Genomic DNA, 20,812 nt, shown 5'->3' with positions numbered 1-20,812 from the left:
GGGCCCCTCCACTCCCCCGACAGCCGCGCCCCGGGCCGGCACTCAGCCCTTGACGCAGATGACCTGCTTGAGCTTGGCCACGACCGCGACCAGATCGGTCTGCTGGTCGATGACCTGCTCGATCGGCTTGTAGGCACCCGGGATCTCGTCCACGACGCCCGAGTCCTTCCGGCACTCCACACCCTTGGTCTGCTCCGCCAGGTCCCGCTCGGAGAACCGCTTCTTCGCCGCCGTCCGGCTCATCTTCCGGCCCGCGCCGTGCGAGGCCGAGTTGAAGGACTTCTCGTTGCCGAGGCCCTTCACGATGTACGAGCCGGTGCCCATCGAGCCCGGGATGATCCCGAAGTCACCGCTGCCCGCGCGGATCGCGCCCTTGCGGGTGACCAGCAGGTCCATGCCGTCGTAGCGCTCTTCGGACACGTAGTTGTGGTGGCAGCTGATCTCGTGGTCGAAGGAGACCTTCGCCTTGCGGAACTCCCTGCGGACGACCTCCTTGAAGAGGCTCATCATCACGGCCCGGTTGTACTTCGCGTACTCCTGCGCCCAGAAGAGGTCGTTGCGGTAGTCCTGCATCTGCGGCGTGGCCGCGAGGAACACCGCGAGGTCCCGGTCCACCAGGTTCTGGTTGTGCGCGAGGCCGCGGGCCACGCCCATGTGGTGCTCGGCCAGCTCATTGCCGATGTTGCGGGAGCCGGAGTGCAGCATCAGCCAGACCGCGCCCGTCTCGTCGAGACAGAACTCGATGAAGTGGTTGCCGCCCCCGAGCGTTCCGATCTGCTTCGTGGCGCGCTCACGACGGAATTTGACCGCGTCCGCGATGTAGTCGAAGCGCGTCCAGAGGTCGTCGTAACCGCTGCCCGCGAAGTCGTACAGGCGCGCCGGGTCGACGGCCTCCTTGTGGAGACCCGCTCCCACCGGGATCGCCTGCTCGATCTTCGACCGCAACCGTGACAGGTCCCCGGGCAGGTCGTTGGCCGTCAGCGAGGTCCGCACCGCCGACATTCCGCAGCCGATGTCCACACCGACCGCGGCCGGACAGACCGCGTCCTTCATCGCGATCACCGAGCCGACGGTGGCGCCCTTGCCGTAGTGCACGTCCGGCATGACGGCCAGGCCCTTGATCCAGGGCAGGGTCGCGACGTTCTGCAGCTGCCGCATCGCGCTGCCCTCGACCGTGGACGGATCGGTCCACATCCGGATCGAGACCTGCTCTCCCGGCACTTCTACATACGACATAGCGTCCTCAACACCCCGTTAACCACTGAAAAGTCTCAATACGCAAAAGGCCTCGCAACAGGGCCCAAAGACGACATGGGACCGGCGTCAGCACCAGCGTGTGCGATAGACATTGTGTCCACGCGCGGCCCAGCGGCGGCAACGCAATTTCCCGACCACAGTCCTCACCACACTCCTCACCCCAGTCCTGACCGAAGGCCCACCCAGAGCCTGTCGAACGGAGCCAGACGACGTGCAGCGCAACGCGGTACGGCAAGTCCTTCCGGGCATCCTGATGCTCACCGCGCTCATGGCCGGGTGCACGAGCGGCACCGGCGCCGGAGTCACCAGCGACTCCAAGGCGGGCGACAGCACGCCCGTCGCCGCGCCGCCGGGGAAGTACCGCAGCCTGCCCTCGCCCTGCAAGGCGGCCGACGCGAAGCGGCTGAAGGCCATGCTCCCGGCCGCGACCACGCTCACCTCGCCGCAGCGCGACCAGCTCTACGCCGGGACCGCGGACACCTCGTACGACGGCGACCGGCGCGTCGGCTGCCGCTGGAAGGCGCAGACCCCGGAGGAGACCCGGCTGCTGTCCGTGGGCTTCGAGCGGGTGGTGTCCTACGACCGGGCCGCCAACAGCGACGACGACAAAGCGACCCAGGTCTACGAGCGCCGGCTCGCCGACGCCCACCTGCCCGTCCCCGCCCCGACGACCAGCCCGGCCCCCGGCGCGAGTACGGCCCCGGGCCCGGGCGCCGGCCCCGGCGCGGTGACCGCCCCCAGCGCGGGTACGAAGCCCGGCGCGCCCCCCGGCAACACCGCCGCGCCCGCCGGAGCCCCCGCCGGAGCACCCGTCAGCGCCCCCTCCGGCCCGCCCGCCGGAGCCCCCTCCGCCACGCCCACCCCTCCCGAGCTGGGCTCCCGCGTCCTGGAGGGACTCGGGGACGCCGCCTTCGTCGAGGACCGGCTCAGCGCGGCCGGATCCGCCGCGCAGTCGCGGACCGTACGCATCGTCTTCCGCACGGCGAACGTCATCGTCACCGTCGAGTACAGCGTCCAGCCCGCGCTGCCGGGCGGGGTCCCCTCGAGCGCGCAGACGCAGGACGAGGCGCACCAGTTGGCGGAGGCCCTCGTGAACCGTTTCAACGACTGACCCCGCGTCCGAACCGGCCGCCGAATGCCTGGTCAGCCCCCGGTCCGCGGCGGATCGGCGGCTTCGCGCGGGCCCCGCGTGACGGCGGGCACAGCAGTCCGCCGCCCGGTCGGGCTACCGTTGCACGGGTCCCCGTGCCCATAGACACACAAACGTACGAAGGAATCATGCACCGATCAGCCTCGCGCCTCACCCGTGTCATCGCCTGCGCAGCCGTCCCGGTGATCCTCGCCGTCTCCGGCTGCTCGTCCGACTCGGGCAAGAGCGCAGACACGGGCAAGAAGTCCGACTCGTCCGCTTCGTCCAAGTCGCCGGGCGCGAAGAAGCCGACGCCCCTCGAGAAGGCCGCGTTCGCCACGCTGCCCGACCCGTGCAAGACGGTCCAGACGAAGACCATCGAGGCGCTCGTCCCGGAGGCCAAGGACAACAAGGGCACGGCCACCAAGTCGAACGACCTGACCAGCCGCGCCAGCTGCTCCTGGAACGGCCTCGACGTGAACGGCCTCAAGGGCTCGGACTACCGCTGGCTCGCGGTGTCCCTGGTGCGCTACGACTCGCACGAGACCCTGGGCAGCGGCAACAAGCGCGCCGAGGAGCAGTACAACAAGCAGCTCCAGACGGCGAAGACCGTCCAGGGCGCGCAGAACGTGAAGAACGACCAGGTGGGCGGCATCGGCGACCAGGGGACCTCGGTCACCTACAGCACGAAGAAGGACGGCGCCGACTTCTTCAACACCACCATCCTGGTGCGCACGCAGAACGTCGTCGTCTCCCTCGACTACAACGGCGCCGCCTACGAGGGCGCCGCCGCCCCCGACGCGGGGAAGCTGCTGGAGAGCGCCATCGCCGCGACCCGTGAAGCCGTGAACGCGGTCTCCGGCGCCAACGCGCAGCCGGCGTCCTCGGAGTCCCCGTCGGCCTCCGCATCCGCTTCTCCGTCGGAGTCCGCGTCCTCCTCCTGACCGGGTCGAAGAGCCGAACGGGGCCGCGGACCAGGGGACATCACGTCACCCGTACGCTGTGCCTGCCGTAGCTCGATAGTGGGAGGGGATCGCGGGTGGCCGCGATGCAGCTGACTCGAACGCACCGGATACTCATCGGCATCGTCGTCGCGGGTGCCGTCGTCATCGCGGGGATCGGCTTCGCCGGTTCCTACGCAGCGGTGCGCGCACTGGCGCTGCAGAAAGGGTTCGGCAACTTCTCGCTGGTGTTCCCGATCGGCATCGACATGGGCATCTGCGTGCTGCTCGCGCTCGACCTGCTGCTGACCTGGATCCGCATCCCCTTCCCGCTGCTGCGCCAGACGGCGTGGCTGCTGACCGCCGCGACCATCGCGTTCAACGGCGCGGCGGCCTGGCCGGACCCGCTGGGCGTGGGCATGCACGCCGTCATCCCGATCCTGTTCGTGGTGACGGTCGAGGCGGCCCGGCACGCGGTGGGGCGGATCGCCGACATCACGGCGGACCGCCACATGGAGGGCGTCCGCATCACCCGCTGGCTGCTCTCCCCGATCCCCACCTTCAAGCTGTGGCGCCGGATGAAGCTGTGGGAGCTGCGCTCCTACGAGCAGGCGGTCGGCATGGAACAGGACCGGCTGATCTACCAGGCCCGCCTCCAGGCCCGTTACGGGCGCGCCTGGCGCCGCAAGGCCCCCGTCGAGGCGCTGATGCCGCTGCGCCTGGCGCGGATCGGCGTACCGCTGTCCCAGACGGTCCCGGAGGGGCTGGCGGCCGCGGGCATCGAGCCCGCGCTGCTGCCCCCGGTCGCGGGCTCCGAGGCGGTCCCGCCGGCCCTGGAGGCACGCCCGGGTACGCAGCCGGAGACGCAGCCGGGCGCGCAGCCGCAGCCGGGTACGCACCCGGGCGCCGACCCCCGGCTCCAGGCGTCGGCCCGGGCCCCGCTCGCCGAACAGCACCGGGCCCCGGTGCCCGCGCAGCAGACCGGGGCCGCCCACAGCGCCGCCGCGCCCCCCTTCGCGGTCGACCCGACCGCGATGCCCGCGGCCCACAACAGCGCCTGGTTCGCCGCCCCCCTGGCCCCGCAGGCGGCGTACGAGGGCGGCTACAACCCGCAGTACGTCGAGGGCCTGGAGCCCATCCCGGTCCTCGCGCCGACCGGCCCGGACGACGCCCAGCCGCAGGGCCCGGCGGAGCCGCGGCTCTCCGTCCCGACCGGCAACGTCCCGACCGGCAACGTCCCGACCGCCGGCGGCCCGGCGGCCCAGGCGGCGCCCCAGGACGCGGACCTCACCCCGGTCGACGAGGTGAAGTTCGCCGAGGCGGCCTACGAGGTGTTCCGCACCTACGTCGACGAGCACGGCAACTGGCCGAGCCCCGAGCAGCTCGACATACACCTCTCGGACGGCCACGGCATCGTCCACCCGCGCAGCGCCACCACGCTCAAGCGGCTGATGCCCGAGCTCAAGCAGCGCTACCAGACGGACCTGGAGAACGAACACATCGCGTGACCGGCACGAGCATCCGGCGGCAACGGAGAAGGGCCGAACCCCCCAGGGGTTCGGCCCTTCCGCGTGTCAGCCGGTCACCGGCTCAGACCGCGAGCAGCTTGCGCACCCGGTCCGCGCCGACCGCGAGCAGCAGCGTGGGCAGCCGCGGCCCGGTCTCCCGGGTCACCAGCAGCCGGTAGAGCAGCGCGAAGAACGTCCGCTGCGCGACCTTCAGCTCCGGCGTCGGCTTGGCGTCGGGCTCCAGCCCGGCCATCACCTTCGGCACGCCGTAGACGAGCGTGGTGAGCCCGTCGAGCGACCAGTGCGTGTCGAGGCCCTCCAGGAGCAGCCGCAGCGACTCGCGGCCCTCCTCGTCCAGCGAGCCCAGCAGCTCGGTGTCGGGCTCCTCGCGCACCAGCGTGCGCTGGTCGGCCGGGACCTGGGTGCTGATCCAGTTCTCGGCGCGGTCCAGCCGGGGACGTACGTCGTCCAGCGAGCCCAGCGGGTTCGCCGGGTCGAGGTCGTTCAGGATCCGGACCGTCTGCTCGTCGTGCCCGCCCGTGATGTCCACGACCGAGGCGAGCGTCCGGTACGGCAGCGGCCGCGGGGTGCGCGGCAGCTCACCGGCGGCGGTCCGCACGGCGCGCGCGTGCGAGGCCGCGTCGGCGGGCAGCACGGTGCCGTCGGCGACCTTGGCCTCCAGCTTGTCCCACTCGTCGTAGAGCCGCTGGATCTCCTGGTCGAAGGCGATCTTGAAGGACTGGTTGGGCTTGCGGCGGGCGTACAGCCAGCGCAGCAGCTGCGGCTCCATGATCTTCAGCGCGTCGGCCGGGGTCGGGACCCCGCCCTTGCTGGAGGACATCTTCGCCATGCCGCTGATGCCGACGAACGCGTACATCGGGCCGATCGGCTGCTCGCCGCCGAAGATGTGCACGATCTGGCCGCCGACCTGGAACGACGAGCCCGGAGAGGAGTGGTCGACGCCCGAGGGCTCGAAGATCACGCCCTCGAAGGCCCAGCGCATCGGCCAGTCGACCTTCCAGACCAGCTTGCCGCGGTTGAACTCGCTGAGCTTGACCGTCTCGGTGAACTCGTCCTCGGTGCAGACGTAGGTCAGCTCCGTGGTCTCGTCGTTGTACGAGGTGACCTTGGTGAAGTCCTTGTTGCACCGGCCGCAGTACGGCTTGTACGGGAAGTACCCGCCCTCGCCCGCGCTGCCGTCGTCCTCGGCGGCCGCGCCGGAGCCCTCCGCGGCCTCCAGCTCGGCCTCGTCCGCCTGCTTCTGCTGGGGCTTCTTGCCGCCCGGCTTCTGCTTGGTGCGGTACTGGTCGAGCACGGCGTCGATGTCGCCGCGGTGCTTCATCGCGAACAGCACCTGCTCGCGGTAGACACCGGTCGTGTACTGCTCGGTCTGGCTGATCGGGTCGTACTCGACGCCCAGCTCGGCCAGCGCCGAGGTCATGGCGGCCTTGAAGTGCTCGGCCCAGGTGGCGTGGGCGGACCCGGCCGGGGCGGGGACCGCGGTCAGCGGCATGCCGATGTACTGGCCGTACGTCTCGGGGTCCACCCCGGGGATGCCCGCCGGCACCTTGCGGTAGCGGTCGTAGTCGTCCCAGGACAGGACGTGCCGCACCTCGATGCCCCGGCGGCGGATCTCGTCCGCGACCAGGTGCGGGGTCATGACCTCGCGGAGGTTGCCCAGGTGGATCGGGCCGGACGGGGAGAGTCCGGACGCGACGACGACAGGTTTGCCGGGTGCTCGGCGCTCCGCCTCGGCGATGACCTCGTCCGCGAAACGGGAGACCCAGTCGGTCTCGGTGCTGCTCTGAGCCACGACACGTCCTTCTGCTCGAATGCTGGCTTCAGCCATTCTCCCAGACGGAATCGAGCGCTCCGGGGTTGCCCGGCGCGGGGATCCTCCCGGGGAAATCCCGGAATCCCGGCCCCGCCCGCGTGGGATACTCGGTCTTTGTCGGAACACCCAAGTGCGCGGGCGGCCGCGCACTCAAGTACATCCTCACAGGAACGGCAGCTCATGGCCTCGGTCCCTTCCCTCGCTTCGTCCGTCAACCAGCGCGTCGCCGACGCACTCGCCTCCGCACTGCCGGACGCCGGTGCGAGCGACCCGCTGCTGCGACGAAGCGACCGGGCCGACTTCCAGGCCAACGGCATCCTGGCGCTCGCGAAGAAGGCCAAGGCCAACCCGCGCGAGCTGGCGACCACCGTGGTCGAGGGCATCGCCACGGGTGAGCTGATCAAGGAGATCGAGGTCTCCGGCCCCGGCTTCCTGAACATCACCGTCTCCGACCGGGCGATCACCGAGACCCTGGCGGCCCGCGCCGCCGACGCGCGCCTCGGCGTGCCGCTCTCGCCGGACGCGGGCACCACGGTCATCGACTACGCCCAGCCGAACGTGGCCAAGGAGATGCACGTCGGCCACCTGCGCTCCGCCGTGATCGGCGCCGCGATGGTCGAGATCCTGGAGTTCACCGGCGAGAGGGTGGTCCGGCGCCACCACATCGGCGACTGGGGCACCCAGTTCGGCATGCTCATCCAGTACCTGCTGGAGCACCCGCACGAGCTGGACCACAGGTCCGACGAGGGCGCCGACGACACGGAGGTCTCCGGCGAGGAGGCCATGTCGAACCTCAACCGCCTCTACAAGGCCTCGCGCGTGCTGTTCGACTCCGACGAGGAGTTCAAGACCCGCGCCCGCGCCCGGGTCGTCGACCTCCAGGCGGGCGAGCCGCAGACCCTCGAGCTGTGGCAGCGGTTCGTCGACGAGTCGAAGATCTACTTCTACTCCGTCTTCAACAAGCTGGACATGGACATCCAGGACCCCGACGTCGTCGGCGAGTCCGGTTACAACGACATGCTGGCGGAGACCTGCCGCCTGCTGGAGGAGTCGGGCGTCGCCGTCCGCTCCAACGGCGCGCTGTGCGTGTTCTTCGACGACGTCAAGGGCCCGGACGGCAACCCGACCCCGCTGATCGTCCAGAAGTCCGACGGCGGCTTCGGCTACGCGGCGACCGACCTGTCCGCGATCCGCGACCGGGTCGGCAACCTCAAGGCCTCGACCCTGCTGTACGTCGTGGACGCGCGCCAGTCCCTGCACTTCAAGATGGTCTTCGAGACGGCCCGCCGCGCGGGCTGGCTGGACGAGGACACCAAGGCCGTCCAGCTCGCCTTCGGCACCGTCCTCGGCAAGGACGGCAAGCCGTTCAAGACCCGTGAGGGCGAGACCGTCCGGCTGGTGGACCTCCTCGACGAGGCCGTCGAACGCGCGACCGCCGTCGTGCGCGAGAAGGCCGAGAAGGTCGGCCTGACCGAGGCCGAGATCCTCGAGAACGGCCAGTACGTCGGCATCGGCGCGGTCAAGTACGCGGACCTCTCCACCTCCGCCGCGCGCGACTACAAGTTCGACCTGGACCAGATGGTCTCGCTGAACGGCGACACCTCGGTCTACCTGCAGTACGCGTACGCCCGCATCCGCTCCATCCTGCGCAAGGCGGGCGACCGCGCCCCCCTCGCCCGCCCGGAGCTGGAGCTGGCCCCGGCCGAGCGCGCGCTGGGCCTGCACCTGGACGGCTTCGGCGAACTGATCGAGGAGGCCGCCGCCGAGTACGCCCCGCACAAGGTGGCCGCGTACCTCTACCAGCTGTCCTCCCTGTTCAGCACCTTCTACGAGCAGTGCCCGGTCATCAAGCCCGAGCCGGAGCTCGCCGTCGGCGAGAACCGCCTCTTCCTGGCCGACCTGACCGCCAGCACCCTCGCCAAGGGCATGTCCCTCCTGGGCATCCGCACCCCCGAGAAGCTCTGACGGTCCCCGGCACGCGAAGGCCCCGCCCCCCCATCGGGAGGCGGGGCCTTCCGCCGTCCTACACCGCGCCGAAGACCTCGACCTTGCACCGGGGGCTCCCGGAGCGGGCGATGCGCGCGTCGCAGGTGACGAGCGGCACCTGGAGTCCCTCGGCCAGGGCCCCGTAGGTGGCGTCGTACGCGGAGAGGTTCGCGTACAGCTCGCGCACCCGGGGAAGCACCGGGAGATGCTCCATCCGTCTGACCGGCAGGGCAGCGAAGTCGTCCCATGCCGCGTCCAGCTGACGGACGGAGAGTTTGCCGCCCCGGTGGCGGCCGAGCAGCGCCTGCGTCACCTCCACGTCGAGCAGGTAGGGGGCGGCCAGCCGCTCCCCGACCACCCGCTCGCGCACCGCCTCGCCCACCGGACCCGCGTCCGCGACCAGCATGACGACGGCGCTCGCATCGATCACGATCATTCGCGCCGCCGTCCGGCATCGATGTCGCCGAGCACTGCGTCCACGCTCAGCTCGGCCGACACCCGAGAGCGGATCCGCGCCACGACGTCCTCGACGGAGGGCGTCGCGGCCTCCTCCTCCAGCAGGGTCCGGGCATACGCCTGGAGCGACTGACGACTGCGGGCGGCTCGTATCTTCAGCTCGGCGAGCGCCTCGTCGGACAGATCACGTACGTACAAGGTGGCCATGCGACAAGAATAGTCGCGGCGCCAGCATTCTGCTAGCAAAATGCCCGTGGGCCTCCGAAAGCAGGCCACCGCGCCCCTCACCCGTACGGCTCGGTTCGGCCGGTTCAGGGTGGGTAGGGGACGCCCCGTCCATCCCCGAGCAGTCCCCACCCGGAGGCACCCGTGCCCGACATGAGCGGCCCCTACAAGCCCGGCACCCCGTGTTGGATCGACCTGATGGTCCCCGACCAGCAGGCCGCCCTCGACTTCTACTGCGACCTCTTCGGCTGGCAGGGCGAAGTCGGCCCGGCCGAGCAGGGCGGCTATTCCGTCTGCACCCTCAAAGGCAAGCCCGTCGCCGGCATCATGAAGGCGTCGAATCCGGACGGCTCCGTCCCCGACCCGATGCCGCCGACCGTGTGGACGACGTACCTGTCCACGGACAACATCGACGGCACCCTCAAGTCCGCCGACGACGCGGGCGGCACGGTCATGATGGGCCCGATGGACGTCATGGACCTCGGTCGGATGGCGGTCATCGCCGACCCGACGGGCGCGGTCGTCGGCCTGTGGCAGCCCGGCACCTTCGACGGCGCGGGCATCGTCAACGAGCACGGCGCGCTCATCTGGAACGAGCTGGTCACCGCCGACCTCGCGGCCGCCTCGGCGTTCTACTCGTCCGTCCTGCCCGTCACCACGGCCCGCTCCGAGATGCCGGGGGCGGACGGGTACGTCGAGTTCAAGGTCGACGACCGCGCGGTCGGCGGGATGATGGACCTGTCCTCGCTCCCGCCGGGCGTCCCCCCGCACTGGCAGCCGTACTTCCACGTCGACAACGTCGACGAGGTCCAGGCCGCCGCGGAGCGCGCCGGCGGCAGCGTCCTCGCCCCCGCCTTCGACATGGCGGCGGGCCGCATGGCCGTCCTCGCCGACCCCCAGGGCGGCGCCTTCTCGGTCATCACGGCGTCGATGCCCGCGTAGCCGGGCCGGCAGCCGGGCCGCGCGCGGGCCGACGGATCGGCGCCTCAGTGGTTGAGCGGGTAGGAATGCCGCCCCGTCGCCTCGTCGATCTCCCCGTGTGCCTTCTGCAGCAGCTGCGACGCGAGGTCCATCAGGGCCCGCGCGCCCGCGATCTCCTCTCCGACCCTCAGCTGTTCCGGGTCGGAGGGGTGTCGCATGGCGTAGCCGCGCCCCTTCACCTCCGAGCCGTCAGCGAGCCTGAGCAGGGCCGCCGTGCTGGTGCGGTGGCCCTCCTCCGAGAATTCGAGTTCCACATGCCATCCGACGAGCGTGGACATGATGGACCACCTCCAGGCCTCTGCATCCAGCCTGCGCCCCACCCCGCCCTACAGCCAGTCGAACCGGGCCCCGGCCGCCCTGCGCCACCGCTCCAGCGCCCGACGCGCCGGCGGATCCGGCGCCGCCACCGGAACCGGGACCGGCACCGGCAGGCACGCCCGTAGCCACGGCACGTCGAGGTGGGTGTCCTCCAGCCGCACCCCCTCCGTCGTGACGTCCTCCAGCGCGCCGTCCCACCGGTAGCGGGCGACGCGCAGCCCCGAGAGCCCCGCGCGCGGCCAGACGGCGGCCGCCACCACCAGCCGGGCCCCGTCCGCGGCACGCGCACCCCGCGGCCCCACGCCGGTCGGCGGCCACGGCGCGGCCGACTCGCGTACGTACACGGCGCATTCGGCGTCCATCTGCGTCAGCCGCCTGCGGTACTCCGCCGACTCGCCGAGATCGGGCAGCCAGCCCAGCGCCTCCACCCGCGGATAGCGGAAGCCCCAGATCCGCCGTTGCACGGCGTCGTGCAGCCGCATGGTGGCGCACGCCTGCCGGAAGGCGAGCCACAGCACGCGTTCCAGGAATTCGAGCGGGTCCGGCGCGGGGGCGGGGTCGTCACCGGTCATGACCACAAGTGTCGCTCGTCGGAGGCCACTTGAGGAAGGTCGATCTAGAACTTCCCTCTAGATCCGCCCGCGTTCCCCTACGGCTCCAGCGACCGCCAGATCCGGTCCGGCAACAACCGCTCGGCCTCCGCGAGTTCGAGATCGTACGCACTCGACAGCCAGCGCCGCGCGGCCTCCGCCACCGGCCCCATCACGAGGACCTCGATCAGCGGCCCGGGCAGCGGGGCGACCTCGCCCTTCTCCATCCGCAGCCGCATCCACTCGTTCATCGGCGCGAGCATGACCTCCTTGGCCGCCCGGATCTCCTCGGCGTGCAGGGCCAGATAACCGGAGTACGCCGAGGCGTGGATGAAGAGCGCCGCCTCCCGCTGTTCCTGGGTGAAGCGGAGGTAGGCGTGCACGAGCGCGCGGACCCCGGTGCGGGCGGTGCGGCTGCGCCGCAGGGCCTCGTTCATCTCCTCGAACAGCTTGCCCATGCACTGGGTGTAGAGCGCGGCGGCGAGCCCGTCGAAGCTGCCGAAGTGGTGGTAGAGACTGCCGAGGCTGACCTTTCCGGCCGCCGTGACGGCGCTGACGGTGAAGCCCTGCTGGCCGGACTCGGCGTACACGCGCAGCGCGGTTCTCAGGATCAGACCGACGGTCGCCTCGCCACGCTGCTGCTTCACCATCGGGTCAGCGTAGAGCAGTTGGCGAGGCGCACCGCCGGGTCAGCGCGCCTCGCGCAGCCAGCCCGCGACCTCGGTCGCCCAGTAGGTCAGGATCGTGTCGGCGCCCGCACGCTTGATGCCGGTGAGGGTCTCCAGGATCGCCCGGTCGCGCTCGATCCAGCCCTTCTCCGCCGCCGCCTCGATCATCGCGTACTCACCGCTGATCTGGTACGCGGCCACCGGCACGTCGACCGCCTGCGCCACCCGGTACAGGATGTCCAGGTACGGCCCCGCGGGCTTCACCATCACCATGTCGGCGCCCTCTTCGAGGTCGAGCGCCAGCTCCCGCATCGACTCGCGGGAGTTCGCCGGGTCCTGCTGGTACGTCTTGCGGTCGCCCTGGAGCGAGGAGGCGACGGCCTCGCGGAAGGGACCGTAGAAGGCGGAGGAGTACTTCGCCGTGTACGCCAGGATCGCGACGTCCTCGTGGCCCGTCTCGTCCAGCGCGTCGCGGATCACGCCGACCTGGCCGTCCATCATGCCGCTCGGGCCCACCACGTGGACGCCCGCGTCGGCCTGGACCTGCGCCATCTCGGCGTACCGCTCCAGCGTCGCGTCGTTGTCGACCCGGCCGTGCTCGTCCAGCACCCCGCAGTGACCGTGGTCGGTGTACTCGTCGAGGCACAGGTCGGACATGATCACCAGGTCGTCACCGACCTCGGACCTCACGTCGCGGATCGCCAGCTGCAGGATGCCGTCCGGCTCGGTGCCCGCCGTGCCCAGCGCGTCCTTGTTCTCGTCCGCCGGGACCCCGAAGAGCATGATCCCCGAGACGCCGGCCTCGACGGCCTCCACGGCGGCCTTCCGCAGCGTGTCCCGGCTGTGCTGGACCACGCCCGGCATCGCGGAGATCGCGAGGGGCTCGCTGATGCCCTCCCGGACGAACGCCGGGAGGATCAGGTCCGAGGGGTGCAGCCGGTTCTCCGCGACCATCCGCCGCATCGCCGGGGTGCTGCGCAGCCTGCGGGGCCGCGAGCCGGGGAAGGATCCGTACGCGCTCATCTTCAGTCGCCTCTTCGAGCATCGACAGCAGTCGCCACCCAGCCTAGGGGGTCCCGGGCCGCGTCCTCCCCGAGCCCGAACTCACACCACACCACCTTCCCCGGCACCCGCACCCCGACCCCCCACCGGTCCGCGAGCGCGGCGACCAGCAGCAGCCCGCGCCCGCCCTCGGCGTCCACGTCCCGGTTCTGCACGCACGGCCGACCGCCGCCGCTGTCGTGCACCTCGAACCGTACGAAGCCCCCGCACCGCAGCAGCCGCAGCCGGTACCCCCGGCCGGGCGGGACCCCGTGCAGCAGGGCGTTGGTGGCCAGCTCGCTCACGCAGAGCAACATCTCGTCCTGGCGGTGTATGACACCCCACGCGTGCAGTGTGACACGGGCGAACTCCCTGGCAGGGCGCACGGTTTGCCGACTACGGGGGTAGACCCGCTCACGCAGCACGGCCACATCCATTTCCACGTTCACGGGGTAATGGTCGCGTTGCGTGACTAGCGTGGAGAAGGGCCCTGACCCGTACTCCTTCAGGAGTACGGGTCGGCTCAGATATCGCTCGTGCAGACACAGGGAGTTCACCCTCATGCCTCCAAGGAAGCAGTCACGGCCCAACGTGACAGCCTGAGCTTCGTCGTCTGGGAAGCCGCCCTGATCGACCGCATCGGTGGCGACGACGTCCACCGGGAACAGCTGCGCCACCTGCGGGCCTGCGCCGACCGACCGGGGCTCTCCCTCCAGGTGCTGCCCCTCGGAGGCACCGTCCACGCGGGCCTGAGCGGCCCATTCATCCTCCTGGAAACACCAGAGTTCGAGCACTTCGCCTACTCGGAATCCCAGCGGGGCAGCTTCCTCATGAGCAACCCGATTGAGGTCAGCAACCTCACCCAGAGGTATGCAATGCTGCGATCTCAGGCCCTCAACTGCGCTGACACGAAGGACCTGTTGGAACGGCTATTAGGAGAGCGATGAGCAACTCGTTGAAGTGGTTCAAGTCCAGCTACAGCGGCCAGGAGGGCGCCCAGTGCCTCGAAGTCGCCACCTGCACCGGCACCGAAACGGTCCACGTCCGGGACTCCAAGGTCACCGACGGCCCCACCCTGGCCCTCACCCCCGCCGCCTGGGCCGGGCTCACCCGGTGGGTCGCTGCCTGAACCGCCACCGCCACAGCTCATCGGCCCGGGTGTCGTGCTCGAACTCCGGGCCCAGCGGGCCCACCCGCTCGTACGCCTCCGGCGTGCGCGGGTCGTCGCGCCGCGCCAGCCCGTAGGCACCCTCCAGGCGCAGCATCCGGTCGTCCTGGTCCAGCAGGGCGGCCAGCGCCTCCACGACCTCCGGCGTCCGGTGGTGCGCCCATGCGGCCAGCACCCCGGCGGTGGTGAGCCGTACGGCGTGCTCGGCGTCGCCCAGCAGCCGCAGGAGCACCTCCCGCGAGGCGGCCGTCGACTCCGCGTGGGCCAGGGCATCGGCCACCGAGGAACGCACCCGCGCGTCCGGGTCGCCCGCCATGGCGTGCAGCGCTTCCCGGGCCCGGTCCGTGAGCGGGACGTCCAGCATGCCGAAGCAGTGCGGCACCTCCCGGCGTACCCGCGGATCGGGGTGCGCCCGGTGCAGCAGCCCGACACCCTCCCCGTCCATGTGCTCCTCCCCCGGGAAGGCCTTGAGCAGCTGCGCGAGGACGCCCGCGTCCGGTTCACCGGCGGCCCAGGCGTGCAGCAGCCGCCGCTCCTCCTCGTACCAGGGGGCACCGGGGCTCAGCCGCTCCTCCCGGGAGTACAGGCAGTCGGCCACGAAGAGCCGGTACGCCGCCGAGGGATGGCGGTGGAAGGCCAGCACCTGCGCCCAGGCCTCCGCGTCCGGCCGCGGCCCGACGGCGTGCCGGCTCGCCGCCCACACCGCATGGCAGGGGTCCGGGTGGCGGACCGCACGGGCCATCAGCTCCGCCAGCGGCGTCCGCACGCCGAAGGCCGCCTCCAGCGTGGTCAGTACGCCCGCGTACCCGTCGCGGACCGTCAGCCCGCCAAGGGTGAATTCCTCGACATCGGCCCACCACTCCTCGACCCACCGCCGCTCCACGAGGCCGTCCGCCCCCGCCCGGCGCCGCAGCTCCGCCTCCGCGCCCCGCGCGTCCAGCTCCCGGGCCGCCGCCAGCAGCCGTACCCGCTCCGGCTCGGGCCACCGCGCCCCCGGATCGGCGTGCAGCAGCGCCGACACCAGCGCCGGGGAGCCGCCCTCGACGGACCGCAGCAGCGCGGTCGTCCCGTCGGGCAGCACCCGGCACGGGTCCGCTCCGGCGGCCACCAGCGCCTCGGCCGTCTCGTGGTCGTACGCCGCCACCGCCGCGATCAGCTCGTCCATGGCCTGAGCATGCCACTGGGGCCCGGGCGCGCATCGCGCCCGGGCCCCAGTGGGGAACTGCTGGACGGGTCAGGTCGTACGGCGACGCCGCGCCCCCGGCCGACGCTCGCTCGGCCGGCACACGACCTCGCCGGCCTCCTTGGCCGCGTCGCGGCGCGCCGCGCCGTACTCGGCCAGGGCCTCCGCCAGCTTCGAGACGCTCGGCTCCGGCGACAGGACGTCGACCCGCAGGCCGTGCTCCTCCGCCGTCTTCGCCGTCGCCGGACCGATGCAGGCGATGACCGTCACGTTGTGCGGCTTGCCCGCGATCCCGACCAGGTTGCGCACGGTGCTCGACGAGGTGAAGAGCACCGCGTCGAAACCGCCGCCCTTGATCGCCTCACGCGTGTCCGCCGGCGGCGGCGACGCGCGCACGGTCCGGTAGGCCGTGACGTCGTCCACCTCCCAGCCCAGCTCTATCAGCCCGGCCACCAGCGTCTCCGTCGCGATGTCGGCGCGCGGCAGGAAAACGCGGTCGATCGGGTCGAAGACCGGGTCGTACGGCGGCCAGTCCTCCAGCAGCCCGGCCGCGGACTGCTCACCGCTGGGCACCAGGTCCGGCTTCACACCGAACTCGACCAGCGCGGCGGCCGTCTGCTCGCCCACCGCGGCGACCTTGATCCCGGCGAAGGCGCGCGCGTCGAGCCCGTACTCCTCGAACTTCTCCCGCACCGCCTTCACCGCGTTGACGCTCGTGAAGGCGATCCACTCGTAGCGGCCCGTCACCAGGCCCTTGACCGCGCGCTCCATCTGCTGCGGGGTGCGCGGCGGCTCCACGGCGATGGTCGGCACCTCGTGCGGCACCGCGCCGTAGGAACGCAGCTGGTCGGAGAGCGAGGCGGCCTGTTCCTTGGTCCGCGGTACGAGCACCCGCCAGCCGAACAGCGGCTTCGACTCGAACCAGGCCAGCTCCTCGCGCCGCGCGGCGGCGCCGTGCTCCCCGACCACGGCTATGACCGTCCGGCCGCCCTCCGGCGAGGGGAGCACCTTGCCCTGCTTGAACACCTGGGCGATGGTGCCCAGGGTCGCGGTCCAGGTCCGCTGGCGGGTCGTCGTACCGCCCACGGTCACCGTCAGCGTGGTGTCGGGCTTGCGGCCCGCGCTCACCAGCTCCGCGGCCGCGGCCGAGACGGTCTCCAGCGTCGCGGAGACCACGAGGATCCCGTCGCTGGCGCCGACCTCGCTCCAGCAGCGGGCCGAGGCGTTCTTCGCGTCGACGAAGCGCACGTCCGCGCCGGAGCGGCCGCGCAGCGGCACCCCGGCGTAGGCCGGTACGCCCACCGCGTTCGCGACACCGGGCACGACCTCGAAGGGGATCCCCTCGTTGGCGCAGGCCAGCATCTCCTCGGCGGCGTTCCCGTCGAGGCCGGGGTCGCCGGTGACCGCACGGACGACCCGCCTGCCGGAGCGCGCGGCCTCCATGACAAGATTGGCCGCGTCCCGGATGACCGGTACACCGGCGGCTGCTGACTTCTCGTCAGCAACCGTCAGCTGAGGCGTGTCGACACCCGTCCGCGCATGCGTACGGACGACTTCCAGCACCTCCGGCTCCGCGATCAGCACATCGGCGGCCGCGAGGGCCTCGACCGCGCGCAGCGTCAGCAGCCCCGGGTCGCCCGGGCCGGCACCGAGGAAGGTGACCTGCCCGTGCGCGGGAACGGCCGCGAAGGCGGAGGTGGTGGGACGTGAGGGGTTCAAAGGGATCGCTCCCCCATCAGACCGGCCGCGCCCTTGGCCAGCATCTCGTCCGCGAGTTCACGGCCGAGCGCCGCTGCTTCCTCGTACGAGTGGGGGACGGGTCCGGTGGTGGACAGCTGCACCAGCGTCGAGCCGTCGAGCGTTCCGACGACACCGCGCAGGCGCATTGCGTTGACAGTCTGCCCGTCGGCCAGCAGGTCGGCGAGCGCGCCCACGGGGGCGCTGCAGCCGGCCTCCAGGGCGGCGAGCAGGGCACGCTCGGCGGTGACGGCGGCCCGCGTGTACGGGTCGTCGAGTTCACCGAGCGCGGCGATCAGGTCCGCGTTGGACGCCAGGCACTCGACCGCGAGGGCCCCCTGGCCCGGGGCGGGCAGCACGTTGTCGACCGACAGGAGCTCGGTCGCCTCGTCTCCGCGCCCGATCCGGTTGAGCCCGGCGGCGGCCAGGACCACCGCGTCGAGCTCGCCGGAGTGCACGAACCCGATCCGGGTGTCCACGTTGCCGCGGATCGGCACGGTCTCGATGACCTTGCCGAGCGTGCGGGCGTAGGCGTTCAGCTGCGCCATGCGGCGCGGCGAACCGGTACCGATGCGGGCGCCGTCGGGCAGCTGCGCGAAGCTCAGGCCGTCGCGCGCCACGAGCGCGTCGCGCGCGTCCTCGCGCTGCGGCATCGCGGCGATGACGAGCTCGTCGGGCTGCGTGGTCGGCAGGTCCTTGAGCGAGTGCACGGCGAAGTCGACGTCACCGCGCAGCAGCGCGTCGCGCAGCGCGGTGACGAACACACCGGTGCCGCCGATCTGCGCGAGCAGCTCCTTGGAGACGTCGCCGTACGTCGTGATCTCCACGAGTTCCACGGGCCGGCCGGTGATGGCGCGGACCGCGTCGGCGACGTGTCCTGACTGGGACATGGCCAGTTTGCTGCGCCGTGTCCCAAGCCGGAGGGGCTGGTCGGGACGTGAGTTCATGATGCCCGTCCTGGGTCGTCGTTCTTCGGATCGGCCGCGTCAGCCCGGCTGACGGATGCCACCGTCTGCGGGTCGAGGTCGAAGAGTTCACGCAGCGCCTCGGCGTACCCGGCGCCGCCGGGCTCGCTCGCGAGCTGCTTGACGCGCACGGTCGGCGCGTGGAGGAGCTTGTCGACGACGCGGCGCACGGTCTGGGTCACTTCGGCCCGCTGCCGCTCGTCGAGATCGGGTACCCGGCCGTCGAGCCGCGCCACTTCCATGGCCACCACTTCGGCGGCCATCGCGCGCAGGGCGACGACGGTGGGGGTGATGTGCGCCGCGCGCTGGGCCGCCCCGAAGGCGGCCACCTCGTCGGCGACGATGGTGCGTACGGCGTCCACGTCGGCGGCCATCGGCGCGTCGGCGGAGGCTTCGGCGAGCGATTCGATGTCGACGAGACGCACCCCGGGGATCCGGTGCACGGCGGCGTCGATGTCGCGGGGCATCGCCAGGTCGAGCAGCGCGAGCCGTACGTCGGCCCCCGCGTCCAGGGCCCGCCCGGTGCGGCGCGGCTGCCGCTGGGCGGCGGCCTCGCCCTGGTCGGCCCAGGTCCCGTGGAGCTCGAGCGCGTTGGCGTCGACCCCGGTGAGCGCGGAGCGCCCGTTCGCGCTCGGCGCGTCGAGCCCGACGGGACACCCGTCCGCCTCCACGACCGCGGCGGCCGTCAACGTCCGCGCGGCCCCGGCATCGGCGATCCGCCCCCCGGCCTCGGCGGCGGCCACGAGCCGCGCCACGACCTCGGCGTTCCCGAACGTCGCCTGCGGCACGGCCGCGACACTGCCACTCCCGGCCGACCCGAATCCAGCCCCGCCGACGTTTACGGCCGGCCCAAATCCAGCCCCGCCGGCGTTTGAGGCGCCCCCGGAGGGCGAACCGGCCCCGGCGTTCCCGCTCCGGCCCGAGCCGAATCCATCCCCGGCCGAGCCAAATCCAGCCCCGCCGGCGTTTGAGGCGCCCCCGGAGGGCGGCCAGACATCCGCACCGCTCACGGCCACGGCCGAGGCCACGTCGTCCCCGGTCAGCACCAGGCCCGTGGCCCCGGTACAGGACACGACAACGTCGACTCGTGTCAGCTCGGCGGCGACATCAGCCATGGCCACGACCCGCGCGGCAGCGCCACCACCGGCCAGGATCTCCACCAGCCGCTCGGCACGAGCAGAGGTCCGGTTGGCGACGACGATCTCCGCCACCCCCACCCGCGCCAGCGTCGCCGCGGCCAGCGACGACATCGACCCGGCACCGATCACCAGCGCCCGCTTGCCCGCGGCCCATTCGGCCACCGGCACCCGCACGGCCAGCTGCTCCAGCCCGAAGGTGACGAGCGACTGCCCGGCCCGGTCGATGCCGGTCTCCGAGTGCGCCCGCTTGCCGACCCGCAGGGCCTGCTGGAAGAGGTCGTTGATCAGCCGGCCCGCGGTGTGCAGTTCCTGCCCCAGCGCGAGCGCGTCCTTGATCTGGCCGAGGATCTGGCCCTCGCCGACGACCATCGAGTCCAGCCCGCACGCCACCGAGAAGAGGTGGTGGACGGCCCGGTCCTCGTAGTGCACGTACAGATAAGGGGTGAGCTCCTCCAGCGCGACACCGCTGTGCTGCGCCAGGAGCGTGGACAGCTCGGCGACACCGGCGTGGAACTTGTCCACGTCGGCGTACAGCTCGATCCGGTTGCAGGTGGCGAGCACGGCCGCCTCGGTCGCCGGTTCGGCGGCCAGGGTGTCGTGCAGCAGCTTCGCCTTGGCATCGGTGGAGAGCGAGGCGCGTTCCAGCACGCTCACGGGCGCACTGCGGTGGCTCAGCCCTACGACGAGCAGACTCATGCCGGCATCACCGCCGGTACGTCGCCCTCCGGGCCGCCCTTGCGCGCCGCCGAGGCGGCGGTGGCGGCGGTCCCGGCCGGGGCACGGGTGGCGGCGGGCTGCGGCAGGGACGCCGCGGCCTCGATGCCGTCCTCGTCCTCACCGGCGGCGGCCGCGGCCGCAGCGGCGCCCTCGCCCGCCTTGCGCTGCTCGTGGAAGGCGAGGATCTGCAGCTCGATCGAGAGGTCGACCTTGCGCACGTCGACGCCCTCCGGCACCGACAGGACGGTCGGCGCGAAGTTCAGGATGGAGGTCACTCCGGCCGCGATCAGCCGCTCGCTGACCTGCTGGGCGGCGCCCGCCGGGGTCGCGATGACCCCGATGGAGACGCCGTTCTCCGAAATGATCTTCTCGAGCTCGTCGGTGTGCTGCACCGGCATGCCCGCGACCGGCTTGCCGGCCATCGCCGGGTCGGCGTCGATGAGCGCGGCCACGCGGAAGCCGCGCGAGGCGAAGCCGCCGTAGTTGGCGAGGGCGGCGCCGAGGTTACCGATGCCGACGATGACGACCGGCCAGTCCTGGGTCAGGCCGAGTTCCCGGGAGATCTGGTAGACGAGGTACTCGACGTCGTAGCCGACGCCCCGGGTGCCGTAGGAACCGAGGTAGGAGAAGTCCTTGCGCAGCTTCGCGGAGTTGACTCCGGCGGCGGCCGCCAGCTCCTCGGAGGACACCGTGGGTACCGAGCGCTCGGAGAGCGCCGTGAGGGCGCGCAAGTACAGCGGAAGCCGGGCGACAGTGGCCTCGGGAATACCTCGGCTGCGGGTCGCCGGTCGGTGAGTTCGGCCAGTTGCCACGATGCTCCTGCGGGATGAGCGGGGCTGTAGGTGGCCTCTTGTCCCAGGACCACCCCGTCGGATGCAGGCTATGTCTTTGTGAACGCGTGCACAAAGATAGTGTCCAATTTGTCCGAGCAAAGTGACCGGGGTCACGCGCCCCGGGCACCCCGGCGCG

General features: G+C 71.8%; 21 protein-coding genes. 7 read left to right on the top strand and 14 right to left on the bottom strand.

Features of this window, described 5'->3' with window-relative positions; all coding sequences use genetic code 11:
* Window positions 1-42: 42 nt before the first annotated feature.
* Complete coding sequence (locus ABT084_RS14920; protein ID WP_351042873.1) at window positions 43-1,236, bottom strand: RtcB family protein; 1,194 nt, start codon at window positions 1,234-1,236, stop codon at window positions 43-45.
* 232 nt (window positions 1,237-1,468) lie between these two features.
* On the opposite strand from ABT084_RS14920, the gene ABT084_RS14915 reads away from it, so the two are divergent.
* The 3 genes from ABT084_RS14915 (at window position 1,469) to ABT084_RS14905 (ending at window position 4,835) form a co-directional block, all read left to right on the top strand.
* On the top strand, window positions 1,469-2,368 hold the full coding sequence (locus ABT084_RS14915; RefSeq protein ID WP_351042871.1) for a DUF3558 domain-containing protein: 900 nt from the start codon (window positions 1,469-1,471) through the stop codon (window positions 2,366-2,368).
* 167 nt (window positions 2,369-2,535) lie between these two features.
* Complete coding sequence (locus ABT084_RS14910; RefSeq protein ID WP_351042869.1) at window positions 2,536-3,330, top strand: DUF3558 family protein; 795 nt, start codon at window positions 2,536-2,538, stop codon at window positions 3,328-3,330.
* Between the two features lie 95 nt (window positions 3,331-3,425).
* On the top strand, window positions 3,426-4,835 hold the full coding sequence (locus ABT084_RS14905) for a DUF2637 domain-containing protein (protein WP_351042868.1): 1,410 nt from the start codon (window positions 3,426-3,428) through the stop codon (window positions 4,833-4,835).
* 82 nt (window positions 4,836-4,917) lie between these two features.
* On the opposite strand, the gene lysS is transcribed toward ABT084_RS14905, so the two are convergent.
* Window positions 4,918-6,684, bottom strand: coding sequence for a lysine--tRNA ligase (gene lysS / locus ABT084_RS14900; protein ID WP_351042866.1), 1,767 nt, complete (start codon window positions 6,682-6,684; stop codon window positions 4,918-4,920).
* A gap of 165 nt (window positions 6,685-6,849) precedes the next feature.
* Here lysS and argS point away from each other — a divergent pair, with 165 nt between their 5' ends.
* Window positions 6,850-8,634 (top strand): arginine--tRNA ligase, encoded by a 1,785-nt coding sequence (gene argS, locus ABT084_RS14895; RefSeq protein ID WP_351042865.1) that lies wholly within the window; start codon window positions 6,850-6,852, stop codon window positions 8,632-8,634.
* Between the two features lie 58 nt (window positions 8,635-8,692).
* Here argS and ABT084_RS14890 read toward each other — a convergent pair whose 3' ends face one another.
* Together ABT084_RS14890 and ABT084_RS14885 are read right to left on the bottom strand one after the other, a co-directional pair.
* Window positions 8,693-9,091, bottom strand: a complete 399-nt coding sequence (locus tag ABT084_RS14890; RefSeq protein WP_351042862.1) for a type II toxin-antitoxin system VapC family toxin — start codon at window positions 9,089-9,091, stop codon at window positions 8,693-8,695.
* Complete coding sequence (locus ABT084_RS14885) at window positions 9,088-9,318, bottom strand: FitA-like ribbon-helix-helix domain-containing protein (protein ID WP_351042859.1); 231 nt, start codon at window positions 9,316-9,318, stop codon at window positions 9,088-9,090. The genes ABT084_RS14890 and ABT084_RS14885 overlap by 4 nt, the downstream gene beginning before the upstream one ends.
* A 171-nt stretch (window positions 9,319-9,489) precedes the next feature.
* On the opposite strand from ABT084_RS14885, the gene ABT084_RS14880 reads away from it, so the two are divergent.
* Window positions 9,490-10,278, top strand: a complete 789-nt coding sequence (locus tag ABT084_RS14880; RefSeq protein ID WP_351043060.1) for a VOC family protein — start codon at window positions 9,490-9,492, stop codon at window positions 10,276-10,278.
* A gap of 44 nt (window positions 10,279-10,322) precedes the next feature.
* On the opposite strand, the gene ABT084_RS14875 is transcribed toward ABT084_RS14880, so the two are convergent.
* From ABT084_RS14875 to ABT084_RS14855, 5 genes are all read right to left on the bottom strand, one after another.
* On the bottom strand, window positions 10,323-10,595 hold the full coding sequence (locus tag ABT084_RS14875) for a DUF1876 domain-containing protein (protein WP_351042858.1): 273 nt from the start codon (window positions 10,593-10,595) through the stop codon (window positions 10,323-10,325).
* A gap of 48 nt (window positions 10,596-10,643) precedes the next feature.
* The gene (locus tag ABT084_RS14870; protein ID WP_351042856.1) at window positions 10,644-11,207 is read right to left on the bottom strand and encodes a hypothetical protein; all 564 of its coding nucleotides are present in this window, start codon (window positions 11,205-11,207) and stop codon (window positions 10,644-10,646) included.
* Window positions 11,208-11,284: 77 nt separating this feature from the next.
* Window positions 11,285-11,875: a TetR/AcrR family transcriptional regulator gene (locus ABT084_RS14865; protein WP_351042853.1), complete on the bottom strand. Its 591-nt coding sequence runs from the start codon at window positions 11,873-11,875 to the stop codon at window positions 11,285-11,287.
* A 39-nt stretch (window positions 11,876-11,914) separates the two neighbouring features.
* Window positions 11,915-12,916 (bottom strand): porphobilinogen synthase, encoded by a 1,002-nt coding sequence (gene hemB, locus ABT084_RS14860; RefSeq protein WP_351042851.1) that lies wholly within the window; start codon window positions 12,914-12,916, stop codon window positions 11,915-11,917.
* 2 nt (window positions 12,917-12,918) lie between these two features.
* Window positions 12,919-13,371, bottom strand: coding sequence for an ATP-binding protein (locus ABT084_RS14855; protein ID WP_351043059.1), 453 nt, complete (start codon window positions 13,369-13,371; stop codon window positions 12,919-12,921).
* A gap of 99 nt (window positions 13,372-13,470) precedes the next feature.
* Between ABT084_RS14855 and ABT084_RS14850 the strand changes: the two genes are divergently transcribed.
* Together ABT084_RS14850 and ABT084_RS14845 are read left to right on the top strand one after the other, a co-directional pair.
* Complete coding sequence (locus ABT084_RS14850) at window positions 13,471-13,881, top strand: DUF5753 domain-containing protein (protein ID WP_351042848.1); 411 nt, start codon at window positions 13,471-13,473, stop codon at window positions 13,879-13,881.
* On the top strand, window positions 13,878-14,063 hold the full coding sequence (locus ABT084_RS14845) for a DUF397 domain-containing protein (RefSeq protein WP_351042846.1): 186 nt from the start codon (window positions 13,878-13,880) through the stop codon (window positions 14,061-14,063). Before ABT084_RS14850 ends, ABT084_RS14845 begins: the two co-directional genes overlap by 4 nt.
* Here ABT084_RS14845 and ABT084_RS14840 read toward each other — a convergent pair.
* The 5 genes from ABT084_RS14840 to ABT084_RS14820 all read right to left on the bottom strand — a co-directional run bounded on the left by ABT084_RS14840 (window position 14,041) and on the right by ABT084_RS14820 (window position 20,655).
* Entirely contained in the window at window positions 14,041-15,267 is a 1,227-nt protein-coding gene (locus ABT084_RS14840) for a HEAT repeat domain-containing protein (RefSeq protein ID WP_351042843.1), read from the bottom strand. The two genes, ABT084_RS14845 and ABT084_RS14840, sit on opposite strands and share 23 nt — an antisense overlap.
* 69 nt (window positions 15,268-15,336) lie before the next feature.
* Window positions 15,337-17,004, bottom strand: coding sequence for a bifunctional uroporphyrinogen-III C-methyltransferase/uroporphyrinogen-III synthase (locus tag ABT084_RS14835; RefSeq protein WP_351042840.1), 1,668 nt, complete (start codon window positions 17,002-17,004; stop codon window positions 15,337-15,339).
* Window positions 17,001-17,969, bottom strand: a complete 969-nt coding sequence (gene hemC / locus ABT084_RS14830) for a hydroxymethylbilane synthase (RefSeq protein WP_351042837.1) — start codon at window positions 17,967-17,969, stop codon at window positions 17,001-17,003. The genes ABT084_RS14835 and hemC overlap by 4 nt, the downstream gene beginning before the upstream one ends.
* A complete protein-coding gene (locus ABT084_RS14825) occupies window positions 17,966-19,822 on the bottom strand; it encodes a glutamyl-tRNA reductase (RefSeq protein ID WP_351042834.1) in 1,857 nt (618 codons plus the stop codon). The genes hemC and ABT084_RS14825 overlap by 4 nt, the downstream gene beginning before the upstream one ends.
* The gene (locus ABT084_RS14820; protein ID WP_351042832.1) at window positions 19,819-20,655 is read right to left on the bottom strand and encodes a redox-sensing transcriptional repressor Rex; all 837 of its coding nucleotides are present in this window, start codon (window positions 20,653-20,655) and stop codon (window positions 19,819-19,821) included. Before ABT084_RS14820 ends, ABT084_RS14825 begins: the two co-directional genes overlap by 4 nt.
* Between the last annotated feature and the right edge of the window lie 157 nt (window positions 20,656-20,812).

The organism is Streptomyces sp. NPDC002138 (genome assembly GCF_040296485.1).
Lineage (GTDB): Bacteria > Actinomycetota > Actinomycetes > Streptomycetales > Streptomycetaceae > Streptomyces.
Note: the sequence above shows the minus strand (reverse complement) of the source record. Positions and strands in the feature narration are given on the sequence as shown.